The sequence below is a fragment of the Streptomyces sp. NPDC043952 genome, from assembly GCF_056435325.1.
Genome location: NZ_JBWKES010000005.1, coordinates 270,037 through 286,686, shown reverse-complemented (window position 1 = coordinate 286,686; position 16,650 = coordinate 270,037). Strand labels below are relative to the sequence as shown.

The 16,650-nt window shown below is 74.0% G+C and carries 14 protein-coding genes; 8 read left to right on the top strand and 6 right to left on the bottom strand.

Annotated features, from left to right (window positions below):
- Positions 1-34: 34 nt before the first annotated feature.
- The 3 genes from AC069R_RS08470 to allB all read right to left on the bottom strand — a co-directional run bounded on the left by AC069R_RS08470 (position 35) and on the right by allB (position 4,285).
- Positions 35-1,363: a globin domain-containing protein gene (locus tag AC069R_RS08470; RefSeq protein WP_478765629.1), complete on the bottom strand. Its 1,329-nt coding sequence runs from the start codon at positions 1,361-1,363 to the stop codon at positions 35-37.
- Positions 1,364-1,764: 401 nt separating this feature from the next.
- Positions 1,765-2,880 (bottom strand): allantoicase, encoded by a 1,116-nt coding sequence (alc, locus tag AC069R_RS08465; RefSeq protein ID WP_397983279.1) that lies wholly within the window; start codon positions 2,878-2,880, stop codon positions 1,765-1,767.
- Between the two features lie 67 nt (positions 2,881-2,947).
- Positions 2,948-4,285: an allantoinase AllB gene (gene allB / locus AC069R_RS08460; RefSeq protein WP_478765628.1), complete on the bottom strand. Its 1,338-nt coding sequence runs from the start codon at positions 4,283-4,285 to the stop codon at positions 2,948-2,950.
- A gap of 287 nt (positions 4,286-4,572) precedes the next feature.
- Here allB and AC069R_RS08455 point away from each other — a divergent pair, with 287 nt between their 5' ends.
- Complete coding sequence (locus AC069R_RS08455; protein WP_478765627.1) at positions 4,573-5,367, top strand: IclR family transcriptional regulator; 795 nt, start codon at positions 4,573-4,575, stop codon at positions 5,365-5,367.
- 37 nt (positions 5,368-5,404) lie between these two features.
- Positions 5,405-6,007, top strand: a complete 603-nt coding sequence (locus AC069R_RS08450; protein ID WP_478765625.1) for an HD domain-containing protein — start codon at positions 5,405-5,407, stop codon at positions 6,005-6,007.
- Here the strand turns inward: AC069R_RS08450 and AC069R_RS08445 are convergent.
- Positions 5,974-6,336, bottom strand: a complete 363-nt coding sequence (locus AC069R_RS08445; RefSeq protein ID WP_478765623.1) for a DUF5955 family protein — start codon at positions 6,334-6,336, stop codon at positions 5,974-5,976. The two genes, AC069R_RS08450 and AC069R_RS08445, sit on opposite strands and share 34 nt — an antisense overlap.
- 137 nt (positions 6,337-6,473) lie before the next feature.
- Between AC069R_RS08445 and AC069R_RS08440 the strand changes: the two genes are divergently transcribed.
- Both AC069R_RS08440 and aceB read left to right on the top strand, forming a co-directional pair.
- Entirely contained in the window at positions 6,474-7,082 is a 609-nt protein-coding gene (locus tag AC069R_RS08440) for a nucleotidyltransferase family protein (RefSeq protein ID WP_478765621.1), read from the top strand.
- Between the two features lie 203 nt (positions 7,083-7,285).
- On the top strand, positions 7,286-8,911 hold the full coding sequence (gene aceB, locus AC069R_RS08435) for a malate synthase A (RefSeq protein WP_478765619.1): 1,626 nt from the start codon (positions 7,286-7,288) through the stop codon (positions 8,909-8,911).
- 89 nt (positions 8,912-9,000) lie between these two features.
- Here aceB and AC069R_RS08430 read toward each other — a convergent pair whose 3' ends face one another.
- Positions 9,001-9,915 carry a HipA family kinase gene (locus AC069R_RS08430; RefSeq protein ID WP_478765618.1) on the bottom strand — a complete coding sequence of 305 codons (915 nt, stop codon included), beginning with the start codon at positions 9,913-9,915 and terminating at the stop codon, positions 9,001-9,003.
- Between the two features lie 483 nt (positions 9,916-10,398).
- On the opposite strand from AC069R_RS08430, the gene AC069R_RS08425 reads away from it, so the two are divergent.
- Positions 10,399-11,229 carry a CAP domain-containing protein gene (locus AC069R_RS08425; protein WP_478765616.1) on the top strand — a complete coding sequence of 277 codons (831 nt, stop codon included), beginning with the start codon at positions 10,399-10,401 and terminating at the stop codon, positions 11,227-11,229.
- A gap of 61 nt (positions 11,230-11,290) precedes the next feature.
- Here the strand turns inward: AC069R_RS08425 and AC069R_RS08420 are convergent, their stop codons facing one another.
- On the bottom strand, positions 11,291-12,808 hold the full coding sequence (locus tag AC069R_RS08420) for an IucA/IucC family protein (RefSeq protein WP_478765614.1): 1,518 nt from the start codon (positions 12,806-12,808) through the stop codon (positions 11,291-11,293).
- Between the two features lie 194 nt (positions 12,809-13,002).
- On the opposite strand from AC069R_RS08420, the gene AC069R_RS08415 reads away from it, so the two are divergent.
- The 3 genes from AC069R_RS08415 to AC069R_RS08405 are packed head-to-tail and all read left to right on the top strand — an operon-like array spanning position 13,003 to position 16,634.
- Positions 13,003-14,559: an IucA/IucC family protein gene (locus AC069R_RS08415; RefSeq protein WP_478765612.1), complete on the top strand. Its 1,557-nt coding sequence runs from the start codon at positions 13,003-13,005 to the stop codon at positions 14,557-14,559.
- Positions 14,560-14,568: 9 nt separating this feature from the next.
- Positions 14,569-15,831: a VWA domain-containing protein gene (locus tag AC069R_RS08410; RefSeq protein WP_478765610.1), complete on the top strand. Its 1,263-nt coding sequence runs from the start codon at positions 14,569-14,571 to the stop codon at positions 15,829-15,831.
- Positions 15,831-16,634, top strand: a complete 804-nt coding sequence (locus tag AC069R_RS08405) for a hypothetical protein (RefSeq protein ID WP_478765608.1) — start codon at positions 15,831-15,833, stop codon at positions 16,632-16,634. Before AC069R_RS08410 ends, AC069R_RS08405 begins: the two co-directional genes overlap by 1 nt.
- Positions 16,635-16,650: the final 16 nt, after the last annotated feature.

The window sequence follows — 16,650 nt, the reverse complement described above, 5'->3', positions numbered from 1 at the left end:
GAAGAGTTCCGGCCCGGCACGCGGGTGGCGCGGCTCACCTCCCGGTGATCGCCGCCGGCGCCCCGGCACGGGACGGCCGCGCGGCCGGGGGCAGGGTGCCGTCGACCGGGTCGTGGAGGACGCGGTCGGGCGGCGGGGTCAGCGCGGTCAGGCCGTAGACCGTGGCGGTGACCATCAGGGGCGGGCCGCTGACGTAGGCGGTGTGCCCGGACCAGTCGCCGCGCCGGACCACCGCGTCGGCCACCGAACCGCTCTCGGCGCCGCCGCCGTCCTCACCGATCACCGGGACGACGCGCAGCCAGGGGCAGTTCTTCTCCAGCCGGGTGAGGGTGGCGGTGTCGTACAGCTCGTCCAGGGTGCGCGCGCCGAGGAACAGGTGGGTGCGGCGGTGCAGGGGGCTGCGGGACAGCTCGTCGAGCAGGGCGCGGGCGGTGGCCCAGCCGGTGCCGCCGGCCACGATCAGGAGGTCCCGCGCCAGGTCGCCGTCCAGGGTCATGGCGCCCTGGGCGGGGCCGAGGCGCAGCTGGTCGCCGACACGCGTCCCGGTGACCAGCGCGTCGCTGACGCCGCCGGGGCCGGTGCGGCGGACGTGGAACTCCAGTTCGCCGTCCGGGCGGGGCGCGCAGGCGACCGAGTACGGCCGCCAGGTCAGCGGCAGCAGCGGGGACTGGATCCGGGTGTACTGCCCGGCCTGGTAGGGAAACGGTTCGGCGGTGCGTACGCGGAGCACCGCGAGGCTGGGGCCGCGCAGCTCGTGGGCGGTCACCGTGCCGTTCCAGTACGGCGGTTCGGCCAGCGCGCCGGCCGCGCCGTCCACCATGGCCGCGACCGCGAAGCGCAGCATGCGCAGCCACGCCTGCTCCAGTTCCTCGCTCCAGCGCGCGCCCGCGCTGCGCCGCAGGGCCTCGGCGAGCGCCTGCTCGAACACCTCGAAGTGCACGGGCCGCACGCCGAGTTTGCGGTGGTCGCGGCCGAGCCGGGCGCAGAACCCGGCCACCTCCCGCGGCCGGTCGAGGTGTTCGACGAGGTACCAGAAGGCGCGCTCCAGATGGACCCGCTGGAACTCCATGGAGTCGGGAAAGAGCGAGCGCAGATAGGGGTGGCGCTCGAACATGGCGTCGTAGAGGTGTCCGATGAGCTTGCCGAAGGGGGTGACCAGCGGCAGCTGGCGGGTGATGATCCGCTGGTCGGCGGCGCCGTCGTACGGCTGCCCGCCGGCCCCTCGGGCACCGGCCGGCCGGCCTGCCGTGGCCGTGTCCGGGCGGGCGGCCGGGGACAGGAGCCGCCGGCGCAGGCGCATCGCGTCCCGCCGGGCCAGGAGTGCGTGGTACTCGTCGCGGCCGTCGCTGCTGGTGGTGTTCACGGACTGGCTCTCTCCCTGCGGTTCCTGGCGCGCCGCCCTCCCGTGCCGGCCCCGTACCCGGCGGTCGTCGGCGCGCTTTTCCGGCGCCGTCTCCGGGTGGACCGCGCGGTGCGCCGGGTCACGGGCGCCGCGCAAGTCACCGGCGCCGGGGGCCGGTTCGCCGCTGGAAGAAGACGGTGGCGGTCGGACCGTGCCCCACGGCGCCGGAGGTCCGGCCGGAAGACGCGCCAGTATTGCACCGCGGGCGCGGTGCCGTCCGGCCCTGGCCGATGGGGCCGTTCGGCCCTGTTCACCCCCTGCCACCTGCTGGTTCGCTGGACGCGCGGCACGCACCGCGGACAGCACGAGGGGCGGGCGCCCGCCTGGTCGCGGTGCCCGCCCCTCGCCTTCCCGACGGTGTGTCAGCCGCCGAGTTCCTGGTGGCGCGCGGCCAGTCGCGCCGCCCCGGCCTCGGTCGGGGAGCCGTACAGGCGCAGCCGGGAGATGCCGCCGTCGGGGTAGATGTCGATGCGCGCGTGGGTGCCGACGGCCGGTTCCGGCAGCACGAACCGGTGGTTGGTGTCGGGCTGGAGGCGGGTGCGGGGCAGGATCTCGCGCCAGTCGCCGTCCTCGCCGTCGCGCACCGAGACCGACGCCCAGCCGGCGCTGTTGCCCTTCAGGTAGGCGGTGTCGATCTCGACGGCACCGATGCGGGACTGGGTGACGAGCCGGTAACGGATCCAGTCGTGGCCCCGGTCGCGGCGGCGCCGGGTCTCCCAGCCGTCGTCCATCTTGCGGGAGCGGCCGGGCTGGATGGTGTTGGTGGCCGGGGAGTAGAAGCGGTCGGAGGCGTCCTCGACGCTGCCGCCGTTCTCCAGCGCGACCACGTCGAAGGTGCCGAGCGCCGTCAACCAGGCGGGATCCGGGGCGACTTCGCCGTACACGCGCAGGCGGGCGATGCCCCCGTCGGGGTGCTGGTTGACCCGCAGGTGGGTGAAGCGCTGCTCCAGCGAGACGGGGAAGCCGTTGGCGGCGTGGCCGCCGACGGGGGTGCGCGGCACCAGGGTCGTCCACTTGACGTCGTCGCCGAGCAGTTCCTCGGGCGAGGGCGAGCCCGGCACGGAGGCGGCCTCGACGGAGACGGCCTGCGGGTAGTTGCCGCGGAAGTGGGCGGTGTCCACGACGATGCCGCGGATCACTCCGGGGGCGCCGAGGCGGATCAGCGCCCAGTCGTGGTCCTCGGCGGTGGGCCAGGGGTCCTCGGTGGAGGCGCCGCGCCGGCGGCGGGTCTCCCAGCCGTCCATGATCTTGCCCTTGTGCCCGAAGTGCTCGGGGTCGAACTCGGCGCGCTCGGGCACCAGCAGGTTCTCGCGCATGGCGAAGAACTCGTCGTTCGCGGCGACGACACCGGCGCCGAGGCGGCGGTCGGCGAGGTTGGCGTACTGGGTGAAGGGGAAGTCGGCGGTGCGGTAGTCCGCGTACGGGTCACCGCCTCCGTAGGGATTCGCGTCGCCGGTAAAACCTGGTGTCGCCGTCACGGTGATCAGGGGTTCCTCTCGGGAGTCGGGCGGATGGGTCTTCGGGGGGCCGCGGGCGGGGCGGGGCTCAGGGGCGGTCGAGCAGCGTGCCCTGGGGCGGGGTGAACTCGCCGTCGGCGACGATGCGCCGGCCGCGCAGCCAGGTGGACTTGACGACGCCGTGCAGGGTGCGCCCGGCGTACGCGGTGACCCGGTTGCGGTGCTGGAGTCCCGCCGGGTCGACGGTGAAGGTCTCGTCGGGGGCGAGGACCGCGAAGTCGGCGTCGTGGCCGGGGGCGATGGCGCCCTTGCGGCCGTCGAGTCCGACGAGGGCGGCGGTGCGCGCGGACATCCAGCGCACGACGTCCTCCAGGGTGTGGCCGCGCCTGCGGGCCTCGGTCCACACGGCGGACAGGCTGAGCTGGAGGCCGGAAATGCCGCCCCAGGCGGTGGCGAAGTCGCCGGTCTTCAGGTCGGCCGTGGAGGGCGAGTGGTCGGTGACGACGCAGTCGATGGTGCCGTCGGCCAGCGCCGCCCACAGCAGATCCTGGTTGGCGGCCTCGCGGATCGGCGGGCAGCACTTGAACTCGCTGGCGCCGTCGGGGACTTCCTCGGCGGTGAGGGTCAGGTAGTGCGGGCAGGTCTCCACGGTGATCCGGACGCCGTCGGCGCGGGCGGCGCGGATCAGCGGCAGCGCGTCGCTGGAGGACAGGTGCAGCACGTGCACCCGAGCGTCCAGCCGGCGGGCGTGGGCGATCAGCGCGGCGATGGCGGTGTCCTCGGCGTCGCGCGGGCGTGAGGCGAGGAAGTCGGCGTAGCGGGGGCCGCCCTGCTGCGGGGCGGCGGCCAGGTGGTGCGGGTCCTCGGCGTGCACGATCAGCAGGCCGCCGAAGCCAGCGATCTCGGCGAGCGAGCGGGCGAGTTGCTCCTGGTCGAGGTGCGGGAACTCGTCCACGCCGGACGGGGAGAGGAACGCCTTGAAGCCGAAGACCCCGGCGTCGTGCAGCGGGCGCAGGTCCTTGACGTTGTCGGGCAGCGCGCCGCCCCAGAAGCCGACGTCGATGTGCGCCTTGTCGCGGGCCACGTCCCGCTTGATCCGCAGGTGCTCGACGGTGGTGGTCGGCGGCAGGGAGTTGAGCGGCATGTCGACGAGGGTGGTGATGCCGCCGGCGGCCGCGGCGCGGGTGGCGGTCCAGAAGCCCTCCCACTCGGTGCGGCCCGGATCGTTGACGTGCACATGGGTGTCGACCAGGCCGGGCAGCAGCACGTCGTCGCCGACGTCCACGAGGCGCGCGCCGGCCGGGACCCCGGCGTCGTACGGCAGTACGGCCGTGATCGTCCCGGCGGACACGGCGACCGCGGCGGCCCGTGTCCCCTCCGGGGTGATGACGCGCGTCGAGCGCAGCACCAGTTCAGCGTCGGACACCCGGACCCCTTTCTGTACCGCCGTCGGACGCCCAGGGCATTGACGCCCGAGGAACGGGATATACGGCCACGAAACGGATTTCAACGTTCTGTTGAAGGAGTCTTCACTCCCGGTTCGGTGCCGTCAAGAGGCGTCCGCCCGGCGACGGCGCAGCGACGGGCACCCTGGACGTTTCCACAAAGCGGAATCAGAATTCCAGCAAGCAGAACGTAGCTCCGCACAAGCGGGGAGTCAACCGTCCGCCGGGTAGGCTGCTGTCCCTCCGCCCGCCCCGAAAGGAACGTGCCGTGCCGACGTCGAGCGCCAGCACCCCCGAATCCGCCAAGGTCTCCGGCGGTGGCGGGGTCCAGTCCCTTGAGCGCGCCTTCGACCTGCTGGAACGGATGGCGGACGCGGGTGGCGAGGTCGGCCTCAGCGAGCTGTCCGCGACCAGCGGGCTGCCGCTGCCCACCATCCACCGGCTGATGCGCACGCTGGTCGCCTGCGGCTATGTGCGCCAGCAGCCCAACCGGCGGTACGCGCTCGGCCCCCGGCTCATCCGGCTCGGCGAGTCGGCCTCCCGACTGCTCGGCACCTGGGCGCGGCCGTACCTGGCGCGGCTCGTGGAGGAGACCGGCGAGACCGCGAACATGGCGCTGCTGGACGGCGACGAGATCGTGTACGTGGCGCAGGTGCCGTCCAAGCACTCGATGCGGATGTTCACCGAGGTCGGCCGCCGGGTGCTGCCGCACTCCACCGGCGTCGGCAAGGCGCTGCTGTCGGCGGTGCCGGACGACGAGGTGCGGGCGCTGCTGGGCCGGACCGGGATGCCCGCGGCGACGGACAAGACCATCACCACGCCGGAGGACTTCCTCGACGCGCTGGCGGAGGTGCGCAGCCAGGGGTACGCCGTGGACGACAACGAGCAGGAGATCGGGGTGCGCTGCCTCGCCGTCTGCGTGCCCGACTCCCCGACGGCCGCGGCGATCTCCATCTCGGGTCCGGCGGGCCGGGTGACCGAGGCCGCGACGGAGAAGATCGTGCCGATGCTCCAGCAGGTCGCGGCCGAGCTGTCGCGGTCGCTGGCGAGCTCCGGCGCGTAGGCCCGCGGGTCCGGCCGCTCCGGACCGGGAGTCGGTGATGAGGGAACCCGGCGTACGGGAGCTGTTCGAGGTCATCGCGCACACCGCCCGGCTCCGCGAGGTCGAGCGGCACAACCACGCCACCTTGGAGCGCCGGGAGAGCGTCGCCGAGCACTCCTGGCATCTGGCGCTGGTCTGCTGGCTGCTGCACGCCGAGTTCGAGCGGGAGGCCGGCCGGCCGCTGGACCTGGCGCGGATGATCAAGATGTGTCTGATGCACGACCTGGTGGAGATCGACACCGGTGACCCCTCGGCCTGGAGCGGCGGCGACCGCGGCGAGAAGGCCCGGCGGGAGGAGGCCGTCGCGCTGCGGCGGTTCGGCGCGCTGCCGGGTGACCTGGCGGGCGAGTTCCTGGAGCTGTGGCACGAGTACGAGCGGGGGGACACGGCCGAGGCACGCCTGGTGCGGGGCGTGGACCGGCTCAACCCGGCCCTGATGCGCCTGCTCACCGGGCAGGGCTGGCACGACGTGCCGGTCGGCGCCGAGGAGCTGGACCGGCTCCAGCTGCCCCGTGTGGAGGTGAGCGGGACGCTGACCGCGCTGTACCGGCACATCCGCGAACAGGCTCAGGAGCGGGGGCTGTTCGCGTCGGAGGGCTGATCCGGGCGGGGCAGCAGGCCCCGCGGCGCGGGCTCTCCGAACAGGTCCACCGCCGCCCTGACCTGCCGGAGCGCCCCCGACAGGGCGCTCATCGAGCCGATGGCGCCCGCGAGGAGCAGCAGGGAGCCGCGCAGCCGGGGTATCTCCGGGAAGCCGTCGCGGGCCATGGCGGCGAGCGCCGCCAGTTCCTCCTCCGCTATCGCGCGGTCCGGGAAGTCCGCGCGCACAGCGGCCAGTTCGCGGCGTAAGCGGGACACCGCCGTACGCAGCTCCGCCACCCTCGGGTCCTCTTCACTGCCGGTCACCGGCCTGTGCCCCAAGCTCCGCAAAGCAGCCCTCCCCAGGCATGCCACGCCGTCGTGCGCGGGCCAGTAAACGCCACCCGGCCCGCGGAGCGCCACAGGGCGGGCCGAAATTCGGCCCGCGGAATCCCGGCAGCCGGGCCCCGGTCGGGTATGCAGGACCCATGACGGACAACCAGGGCCCCACCGCGCAGGTCGCCGGTCTCGTACTGGCCGCCGGGGGCGGCAGACGGCTCGGCGGACGACCCAAGGCACTGCTGGAACACCGGGGGCGGCCGCTGGTCGAACACGCGGTGGGGGTGCTGCGGGCGGCCGGGGCCGGACGGATCCATGTCGTGCTGGGGGCGCGCGCCGGCGACGTGCGCGAGTGGGCGGACCTGGCCGGCTGCGTCCTCGTGGACAACCCGGACTGGGAGCGGGGCATGGGCTCCTCGCTGCGCGCCGGACTCGCCGCGCTCGCCCGGACGGACGCACAGGCGGCCCTGGTCCTCCTGGTCGACCAGCCGGGCATCGGCCCCGAGGCGGTGGCGCGGGTCCTCGGGGCGTACGACGGCGAGCACGCGCTGGTCTCGGCGGCGTACGACGGCACGCGCGGGCATCCCGTGCTGTTCGGGGCGGCCCACTGGGCGGGGATCGCCGAGGCCGCCACCGGGGACCGGGGCGCCCGCGCCTATCTGAAGGCCCACGAGGACGCCGTCCGCCTGGTGGAGTGCGCGGATGTGGCGCGGCCGTACGACATCGACACCGAGGCCGACCTGAGCCACCTTGAGTGAACGGGGGTGTCGCCGGCCGGGTCCGTGGCACCCGGCGTCAGCTTGCCTCGACCCGGAGAATCTCGACATCAACAAACCATTGAAGTTCCACAATGAGGAAACTAGTATCCACTGCTCAGAAGCGTCCGGCCGCACAGCGGGCGCGATTCATCCCTTTCGTGCCTCTTGGCACGTGGTGCCACCGCTGAAGGAAGTGACAGCTCATGTCCGCACCAGCGCCGTCCCCGCTGGCCATCGTCGACGCCGACCCCCTGCCCCGGCAGGAAGAGGTCCTCACGGACGCGGCGCTCGCCTTCGTGGCGGAGCTGCACCGGCGGTTCACCCCGCGCCGTGACGAACTCCTGGCCCGCCGGGCCGAGCGCCGCGCCGAGATCGCCCGCACCTCCACGCTCGACTTCCTGCCGGAGACCGCCGCCATCCGCGCGGACGACTCCTGGCGGGTCGCCCCGGCCCCGGCCGCGCTGGACGACCGGCGCGTCGAGATCACCGGCCCCACCGACCGCAAGATGACCATCAACGCGCTCAACTCGGGCGCCAGGGTCTGGCTCGCCGACTTCGAGGACGCCTCCGCGCCCACCTGGGAGAACGTCGTCCTCGGCCAGCTCAACCTGATCGCCGCGTACACCCGCACCATCGACTTCACCGATCCGAAGACCGGGAAGTCGTACGCCCTGCGGCCGAACGAGGAGCTGGCGACCGTCGTCATGCGCCCGCGCGGCTGGCACCTGGACGAGCGGCACCTCGCCGACGCCGACGGCCGCCATGTGCCCGGCGCCTTCGTGGACTTCGGCCTGTACTTCTTCCACAACGCCCGGCGGCTGCTGGACCTCGGCAAGGGCCCGTACTTCTACCTGCCGAAGACCGAGTCGCACCTGGAAGCCCGCCTGTGGAACGACGTGTTCGTGTTCGCGCAGGACTACCTGGGCATCCCGCAGGGCACCATCCGCGCCACCGTGCTGATCGAGACCATCACGGCGGCGTACGAGATGGAGGAGATCCTCTACGAACTGCGCGACCACGCCTCGGGGTTGAACGCGGGACGCTGGGACTACCTGTTCTCCATCGTGAAGAACTTCCGTGACGGCGGGCCCAAGTTCGTCCTGCCGGACCGCAACGCGGTGACGATGACCGCCCCGTTCATGCGCGCCTACACCGAACTCCTCGTGCGCACCTGCCACAAGCGCGGCGCGCACGCCATCGGCGGCATGGCGGCCTTCATCCCCTCCCGCCGGGACGCGGAGGTCAACAAGGTGGCCTTCGAGAAGGTCCGCGCCGACAAGGACCGCGAGGCGAACGACGGTTTCGACGGCTCCTGGGTCGCCCACCCCGACCTGGTGCCCATCGCCATGGAGTCCTTCGACCGGGTCCTCGGCGACAAGCCGAACCAGAAGGACCGGCTGCGCGAGGACGTGCACGTGACGGCCGCCGACCTGATCGCCGTCGACTCGCTGGAGGCGAAGCCGACGTACGCCGGGCTGGTCAACGCCGTGCAGGTGGGCATCCGTTACATCGAGGCGTGGCTGCGCGGCCTCGGCGCGGTCGCCATCTTCAACCTCATGGAGGACGCGGCCACCGCCGAGATCTCCCGCTCCCAGATCTGGCAGTGGATCAACGCGGGCGTCGAGTTCGAGAACGGCGAGAAGGCGACGCCCGAGCTGGCCCGCAAGGTCGCCGCCGAGGAACTCGATCACATCCGCAAGGAGATCGGCGAGGAGGCCTTCGCCGCCGGGCACTGGCAGGAGTCGCACGACCTGCTGCTGCGGGTGTCCCTGGACGAGGACTACGCCGACTTCCTGACCCTGCCGGCGTACGAGCAGCTCAGGGGCTGAGCCCCAGGGGGATGGTCCGGGTGGCTCGGGCTCGCCCCGAGCCGCCCCGCCTTTTCCCGCCCGGTACCCCGCCCGGTTCCCGTCCGCCGTCAGCGCAGGTGGATCGCCCCGTCGTGTTCCACGGCCGGCTTTCCGTGCAGGTCGGGTACCTGTTTCAGCCAGTCCGGGCGGCCCGCGCGGGTGCGGGCGGCGCGGGCGGCGTCCTCGGCGGCGACCTGCTCGCGGCTCGGGAAGTCCGCGGGCAGCCACTCGGCCGACAGCCGCACGCGGGCCAGGAGATAGCCGACGTAGGCGTCCCGTACGTCGTCGGGCGTGGCGAACCCGGCGTCCTCGGCCAGCCACGCGTCCGGCACCTCGGCGACGATCGCCCGCAGCAACTCCTCGGTGACGCGCGGGGCGAGTTCGGCGTCGGCGGTGCGGACGTCGGGGCCGTACGGGCCGAGGGCGTGGTGGCGGAAGTCGTAGCGCTTGCCCGGAGCCGTGGTGTCCCAGCGGTGGTGGAAGACGAGGGCGGCGCCGTGGTCGATGAGCCACAGCCGCGGCGGCACGGTGCCGAGCGTGGGCCACACCATCAGGTTGGAGCTGTGCACGGTGCGGTCGACGTTCACGGTCAGCGCGTCCAGCCACACCACGCGGCCCGCCTCCAGCGGGTCCACCGGGAAGTCGCGGGCCAGCTCCGGGGTGAGGTCGCGGGCGCCCGGCAGGTAGTCCATGCCGAGGTTCACCCCGGCGCTCGCGCTGTGCAGGTCGCGCACCTCCTGGTGCGGCTCCGCGTCGGCGACGGCCGGGTCGAAGTGGACGAGGACCAGCTCCGGGAACCGCAGCCCGAGCGCGCGGGCCAGCTCCCCGACCACCACCTCCGCGACCAGCGCCTTGTGCCCCTGCGCCGAGCCGGTGAACTTCACGACGTACGTGCCCAGGTCGTCGGCCTCGACGATGCCGGGGACCGAGCCGCCGGAGCGCAGGGGTTCGACGTAGCGGGTCGCGGTGACCTCTCTCAGCATCGTTCGCGGCCCCACAGATCGTCTGCCTTGCTTCGCACGGTCGGCTCCGAGGCGGTGCGTCGGACCGGGGCGGCTCCCCGGCCCGACCGATTATCCCCCGCGGCGGCGGATCGCCCGGTGCGGTGTCCGCTCCGGGGAGCGGTTGCGTGACATCCCTCACAGGAAGCCGGCCACTAGGCGGCCCGGATAGTAGACGGCCCTTCGATGACATAGGGGATTTGTCCGTCTCGGGGCCGGCGCGGGCCACTCCACGGGCGACGGCCTCCGGCGGGTGGAGCGGCCGTTCCTACTCGTCCGTCCAGCAGTGCTTTTGACGGTCCGCCGGATGGGGGCAAAGATCGCGATCGTGAAGTCGGCATCTTCGTGGGCGCCTGGCAAGGGTGCCGCGCGGCTACGAGGACGGGTCGTAGCCGGGCTCGTTGCGGTCCTGACCGGCACATGCTGAGACTGGGCGCTCGGCGATCACCGAGCGAGGTTCACACCATGGGCAAGCACCGCAAGACGCAGCACTTCCGGCGAATGGCCATCGGCGCCGTCGCGATCGGCGCGGTGGGCGTGCCGTCCGTCGCCCTGGCCTGCACGGACTGGCCGTCCGGCACGGCCGGGCAGAGCGCGGCCGACCAGAGCGCGGCCGGCCAGAGCGCGGCCACCGCCGCCACCCCCGTCGCACCGGCAAACACCCCCGCGCCCACGGACACGCCCGCGCCCGCCTGGACGGCGATACCCCAGCATCCCGGCACACCCCTGGCGATACCGACGCGGCGGGCGCACCCCCACCACCACGTACTGAAGGCCGCCGGCGCACCGGCCGCCGCCCCGTCGGCCGGCACTCCCCCGGCCGACCAGCCCACGCAGACCGCGCAGACCGCGGCGGCCCCGGCGTCCGCCCCCGCCGCGACGAGCGCCCCCGTGACGACCACGCCGGCCGCCCCCGCGTCCGGCGTCGCCGCGCAGATCGTGCAGCTCGTCAACGCCGAGCGCGCGAAGGCCGGTTGCCGGCCGCTCACCCTGAACGACAAGCTGACCAAGGCCGCGCAGGCGCACAGCGCGGACATGGCGGCCCACCAGAACATGTCGCACACCGGCTCCGACGGCTCCGACCCGGGCACCCGGATCACGCAGGCGGGGTACTCCTGGAGCGCGTACGGCGAGAACGTCGCCTACGGCTACTCCACCGCCGCCGAGGTCATGGCGGGCTGGATGTCCAGCCCCGGTCACCGGGCCAACATCCTCGACTGCGGGTTCCAGGAGATCGGGGTCGGTCTCGCGCAGCCCGGCAGCTACTGGACACAGGACTTCGGCACGGCCCGGTGAGCCGCGGGTACGGCCGGCCGCCGGGCGTACGCCGGGCCTGCCGCCGGCCGTACGACGCGGGTCAGCCGTCGGCGAGCGGGTTGCGCAGCGGCAGATAGCGGGCGTCCGCCCCGTCCGCGCCCGTCCACCGCAGCAGCAGGTTGGTCTTGCCCGGCAGGGTCGGCGAGGCCAGCAGGGCGGGGATCTCCGGCAGGTCGTGCCGGGCGAGTGACCGGCGTACGGCGGGCCAGGGGTCGTACCCGCAGTGGTGCTCGGCCAGCGCGGCGGCGATCTCCATCAGGTGGTTGACCAGCAGGCAGTACACCAGCCGCTGCCAGCCGGCGGCACGCGGCACGTCCGGGAGCAGTTTGACGCCCTCGGCGTCCCGGAACAGCGCCTGCACGGGCGTACCGGCCGCGTCCACCGCGACCAGGGTGTTCTGCAGGTGTGCCTCCAGGACGACGCCGTGCGCGTCGAACGCGGTCAGCGCGGGCGGCACGACCTGGGCCAGGTACGCCTCCCACCAGGCCGCCGGGTCCGCCGCCGCGGTCAGCGGGCTGCCCTCGAAGCCCTCGGCGAGGCCGGCGGCGAGCAGCGGGACGGCGCCCGGCAGCAGATGGGCGCGCAGCCCGTCGCGGACCACCACGGCCAGCTCCTCGTACGCGAAGGCGGCGGTGCGGTGGCCGCGGTCGGCGAGCCAGGCGGCGCTCGTGCCCGTCGCGGCTCCCATCACGGCGAAGGCGCGCGCGGCGGCGGTGTCGGTACGGCGCAGCCGGCGCAGGTCGTGCCGCCAGAGCCGGCGGATGTCGTTGGTGATGCGCACGTCCAGGCTGAACTTGAGGAACAGGTCGGCGCGCGGCTCGTACACCGTGCGGACGGCCGCCGTCGGCCAGGTGTCGAAGGCGGTGGTGCCGAGCCGGACCAGGCGGCCGTCGGCGAAGGCGGGGGCGAGGGTGTCGGCGGCCAGGTCGAGCTGCCAGGGGTGGGCGGGCAGCAGCCGGTAGCCGGGCGGCGCGCTGCCCAGCGCGTCCAGGGCGCGCACGTCGCCCTCCTCGGCGACCTGGTCCGCGCGCACCCCGAGCAGCACCAGCGGGAAGCGGGCGTGCGCCTCGGGGGCGTACGGCAGCCAGGACGCGACCGGGCCGCCGCCGCGCGCCTTGGGGGCCGGGTGGTAGGGGTGGCCGGTGATCAGGGACTGCTCGGAGCGCAGATAGGGGTCGTCGGGCGGGGCCGTGCGGGCGCGGGCGGCGAGCAGCGCGGCGACGGCCTCCCGGCTGTCGATCATCTCGGCGGGCAGGTCGCCGCCGGGCAGCCCGGTGTCCCGGCGCAGTTCCTCGGCGACGAGTTTGACCAGTTCGGGGTGGTCGAGGCGGTGCCAGGCGCCGGCCGCGAACACCTCGGGCTCGGCGGGCCGGCGGCCGGGGCGCACGCGCAGCAGCCGCCCGGTGCCGGGCAGCCGGTGGGCCGGCCGCTCGCCGGGGGCGGCGGGCAGCGGCTCGGCCACCTCCCGGAGCAGGCAGTTGAGCAGGGGGGCGGCCGCATAGGCGTCGGCGAGCCGGCCGGCGGCGGCTGCGGGAGGCTTGGGGTCCACGCGTTCCATTCGTTCTTCGGCGGCGTTCTTCTGGGAGCCGTTCTCTTACGAGCGTCGCACCCGTAGGGGGTGCGTTCTTCGCAAGGGGTCCGGAAGCGATCAGTATGGCTTCGTATCCGGCCATGGCGCCGTCCTGCGACCATGGTGCCGTCTTCCGTACCCGGCCATCGTGCCCCGTACCGGCCGCGACCGAGGAGCCGTCCGTGTCCCAGTCCCCCACCGCCGAGGCCGAGGTCGCCGCGGAGCTGAGGGCCGTACGCCCCGCACTGCTGCCCCGGTACCAGGCCGAGCTGCCCGGCGCCCGCGCGGCCGTGCTGACCCGGCTGTGGCGGGGCCTCGCGCACGAGCCGCTGCCCTGGATCACCGGCCGGACGCGCGGCACGGACGGCCTGGCGCTGCGGCTGCCCGGCGGCCGGACGCTCTACGGGCCGCACGCGGATCCGTACGCCACACACGCGTACGCCGGCGCCGTGCGGCTGGACCGGGAGCGGTACGACGATCCGGCCCGGCTGATGGCTCGGCTGGCGGCCGGTGCCGTGGCGGGGCCGGGTGCCGAGGGGTTCGCGGCGGAGCTGGGGCACAGCGTGGCCTCGCTGGCGCTGTCCCGCGCCGCCGCCGGCCACCCGGCGGACTGGCCGGTGGGGGGCCGCGCGGCCGGAGGTCCGGAGCGGGACTGGGAGTGGGAGCAGCGGGTGGTCGGCGGGCACCCCTTCCATCCCAACTGCCGTTCCCGGCCCGGTCTGTCGGTCGCGGAGCAGCTGGCGTACGCCCCGGAGCACCGGCCCGTGGTACGACTCGGCACGCTGCCGGTGCCGGCCACCGAGTGCCTGGTGACCGGCGCCTGGCCCGAGGAACTGCGGGACGGAGGGCGGCTGTTGGTGCCGGTGCACCCGTGGCAGGCGGCGCATGTGCTCAAGCGGTCGTACGACGACTGGTGCGCGGCCCATCCGCTGATGTCCCTGCGGACGCTGGCCGTGCCCGGCGGGCCCCATGTGAAGACGGCGCTGAGCGCCCGGCTGACCTCCTCGGTGCGGGACATCTCGCCGTACTCGGTCGAGGCGGCGGCGGTGCTGTCCGACTTCGCTGCCGAACTGGCCGGGTACACCGGAGGGTTGCTGCATGTCACCCGCACCCTGGGGGCGGTCGCCGCGGGGAGTTCCGACCTGGCCGCGCTGCTGCGGGAGTCGCCCGAGGGGTACGCGGGGCCGGGCGAGCGGGTCCTGCCGGTGGCCGCGCTCGCCACCACGCGGCTGCCCCACAACCCCGAGTGGCTGGCCGCGTTCACCCGGCTCGCGCTCACCGTGGGGCTGCGGCTGCTCGATCTCGGGGTGGCCCTGGAGGCGCACGGGCAGAACCTCCTGGTGGTGCTGGGCGCCGACGGGGCACCGCGGCGGCTGGTCTACCGGGATCTGGCCGACATCCGGATCAGTCCGGCCCGCCTCGCCCGGCACGGCATCGCGCCGCCGCCGGTGGCCGGACGGCTGGTAACGGACGACGAAACCGCCCTGCGCCGCAAGCTGTTCGGCTCCCTGGTGGCGGGCGCGCTGGCCTCGGTGGCGGGCTCCGGTCCGGCGCTCGGAGCGGCGCTGGCGGCGGTCGTACCGGAACTGCCGGACACGCCCGATCTCGCGGCGCTGCGCCAAGGCCCGGTGCCCGCCAAGGCGTTGACGCTGATGCGGCTGTCGCCGGGGACACCGGGCGACCAGTGGACGACCCTGCCCCACCCGCTCGTTTTGGAGCCCGGCACGGTTGATCAATAGGATCCGTCGATGATCAGAAGACAACGGCTGGCGGTAGGAGTGTGCGCTCTGCTCGCCGCCCTGACGGCCGGGCTCGCGTTCCCGACCGCGGCGTCCGCCGACGAGACGGAGCAGGCCGCTCCGAAGGTCGAACTGGTGCTGGACGTCAGCGGATCCATGCGGACCCGTGACATCGACGGCGGCACCCGGATGGCGGCGGCGAAGCAGGCGTTCGACGACGTGCTCGACGCCACCCCGCAGGACGTGGAACTCGGCATCCGCACCCTCGGCGCCAACTACCCCGGAAACGACCGCAAGGAAGGCTGCAAGGACACCGCGCGGCTGTACCCGGTCGGCCCGCTGGACCGGACCGAGGCGAAGACCGCGGTGGCCACGCTCCAGCCCACCGGCTGGACGCCGATCGGGCCCGCGCTGCTGAAGGCGGCGGACGACCTCAAGGGTGGCTCCGGTACCCGCCGGATCGTGCTGATCAGCGACGGCGAGGACACCTGTCAGCCGCTGGACCCGTGCGAGGTGGCCCGCGAGATAGCCGCCAAGGGCATCGGCCTGACCATCGACACGCTCGGCCTGGTGCCCGACTCCAAGACCCGCGACCAGCTCAGCTGCATCGCGGACGCCACCGGCGGCACGTACACCTCCGTGCAGCACAAGGAGGAACTGACCGACCGGGTGGGCCAGTTGGTGCACCGGGCGGCCGATCCGGTGGTGACGCCGGTGGCCACCACGGGCGCCGGGCAGTGCGCGAGCGCGCCGACCCTGAAGTCCGGCCTGTACACCGACCGCGCGGCCTTCGGGCAGCAGCGCTGGTACAAGGTCGACGTCCAGCCCGGCCAGGAGCTGCGCGCCTCGGTGAGCGTCGCGGACGACCGGGCGGTGAACCCCTCCTACGGGGTGCTGCTGCGGGCGGTGACCCTCAAGGGGCGGGAGATCGTGCGCGGTGAGGCGGCCGGCACCGGGCGCACCGACATGATCTCCACCGGGCTGCGCTACCCGAAGCCGTCGAGCGACGACGACAACGCGCCGGCGGAGACGGTGTGCCTGGAGGTCGCGCACTCCTTCTCGGCGCCCGCGGGCGTGAAGAGTACGCCGGGTCTGCCGCTGGAGCTGACCGTGGACGTGGTGAACGGTCCCCACCAGGCGCACGACGTGGCCTCGTTCGGGCTCGGGCGCGGCTGGTGGCTGCTGGGCACGCTGGTGCTCGTCGGCTTCGTCGCGGGTGTGGTGTGGGGCTGGCTGTCGCGCTGGCGGATCGCGATCTGGAGGACGAACTGATGCGGGCCGTACGCGTATTGAGCGCTCTGGGCACGACGCTGCTGGCCCTCGGGCTGGCCGCGGGACCGGCCGCCGCCGACTCCTCGCCCTCCCCCAGCGCCTCCGACGGCTCCGGTAACTCGGCGCCCACGCAGGCGGGCACGTCCTTCCGCACCGCGACGGAACTCCAGCAGGGGCAGCGGGCCACGGCCTCCGGGTCCACCGGTGACTACCTGTACTGGTCGTTCCCGGCGGACACCGGGCAGCGGCCGACGGTCAGGGCGACCGTGAAGCTGCCGCAGACGCACGGCGCCGAGACCTGGCAGCTCGATGTGTTCGACGGTCTGCGCCGCCACCAGTCCTGCCAGTACGGCGCCTCGTCACGTACCGCGGAACAAGGCGCCGGCTCGGTCGAGTTGGCCTGTGTGCTGCGTACCGTGCGCGGCTGGGCGGAGCCGTGGTCCAACGACCCGCTGCCCGGCACGTACTACGTCCGGCTGACGGTCGTGGACCTCGGCGCGGCGGATCTCGGTCAACCGGTGAACGCGCAGGTCCAGGTGGACTCCAAGGACATCGGCGGCTCCTCGGCCGTCGACGGCTCCCTGGGCAAGCCGCTCGTCCCCGGCATCGCGGTCAAGTCCGAGGCGCAGGGCGACGATTCCAGGACCGCCGTGCTCTCCAGCTTCGGCTCCCGTGACGGCTGGTCCTCCGGCTGGTGGTCCGACCGCTGGGTGTGGACGGGCATCGGCGCGGTGCTCGCGGCGCTGGCCGGCATCGGCGGGTACGCGCTGACGCGGGGGCACGGGCGGCCGCCGACCGTCTGACCTCGCGGTAGCGCCG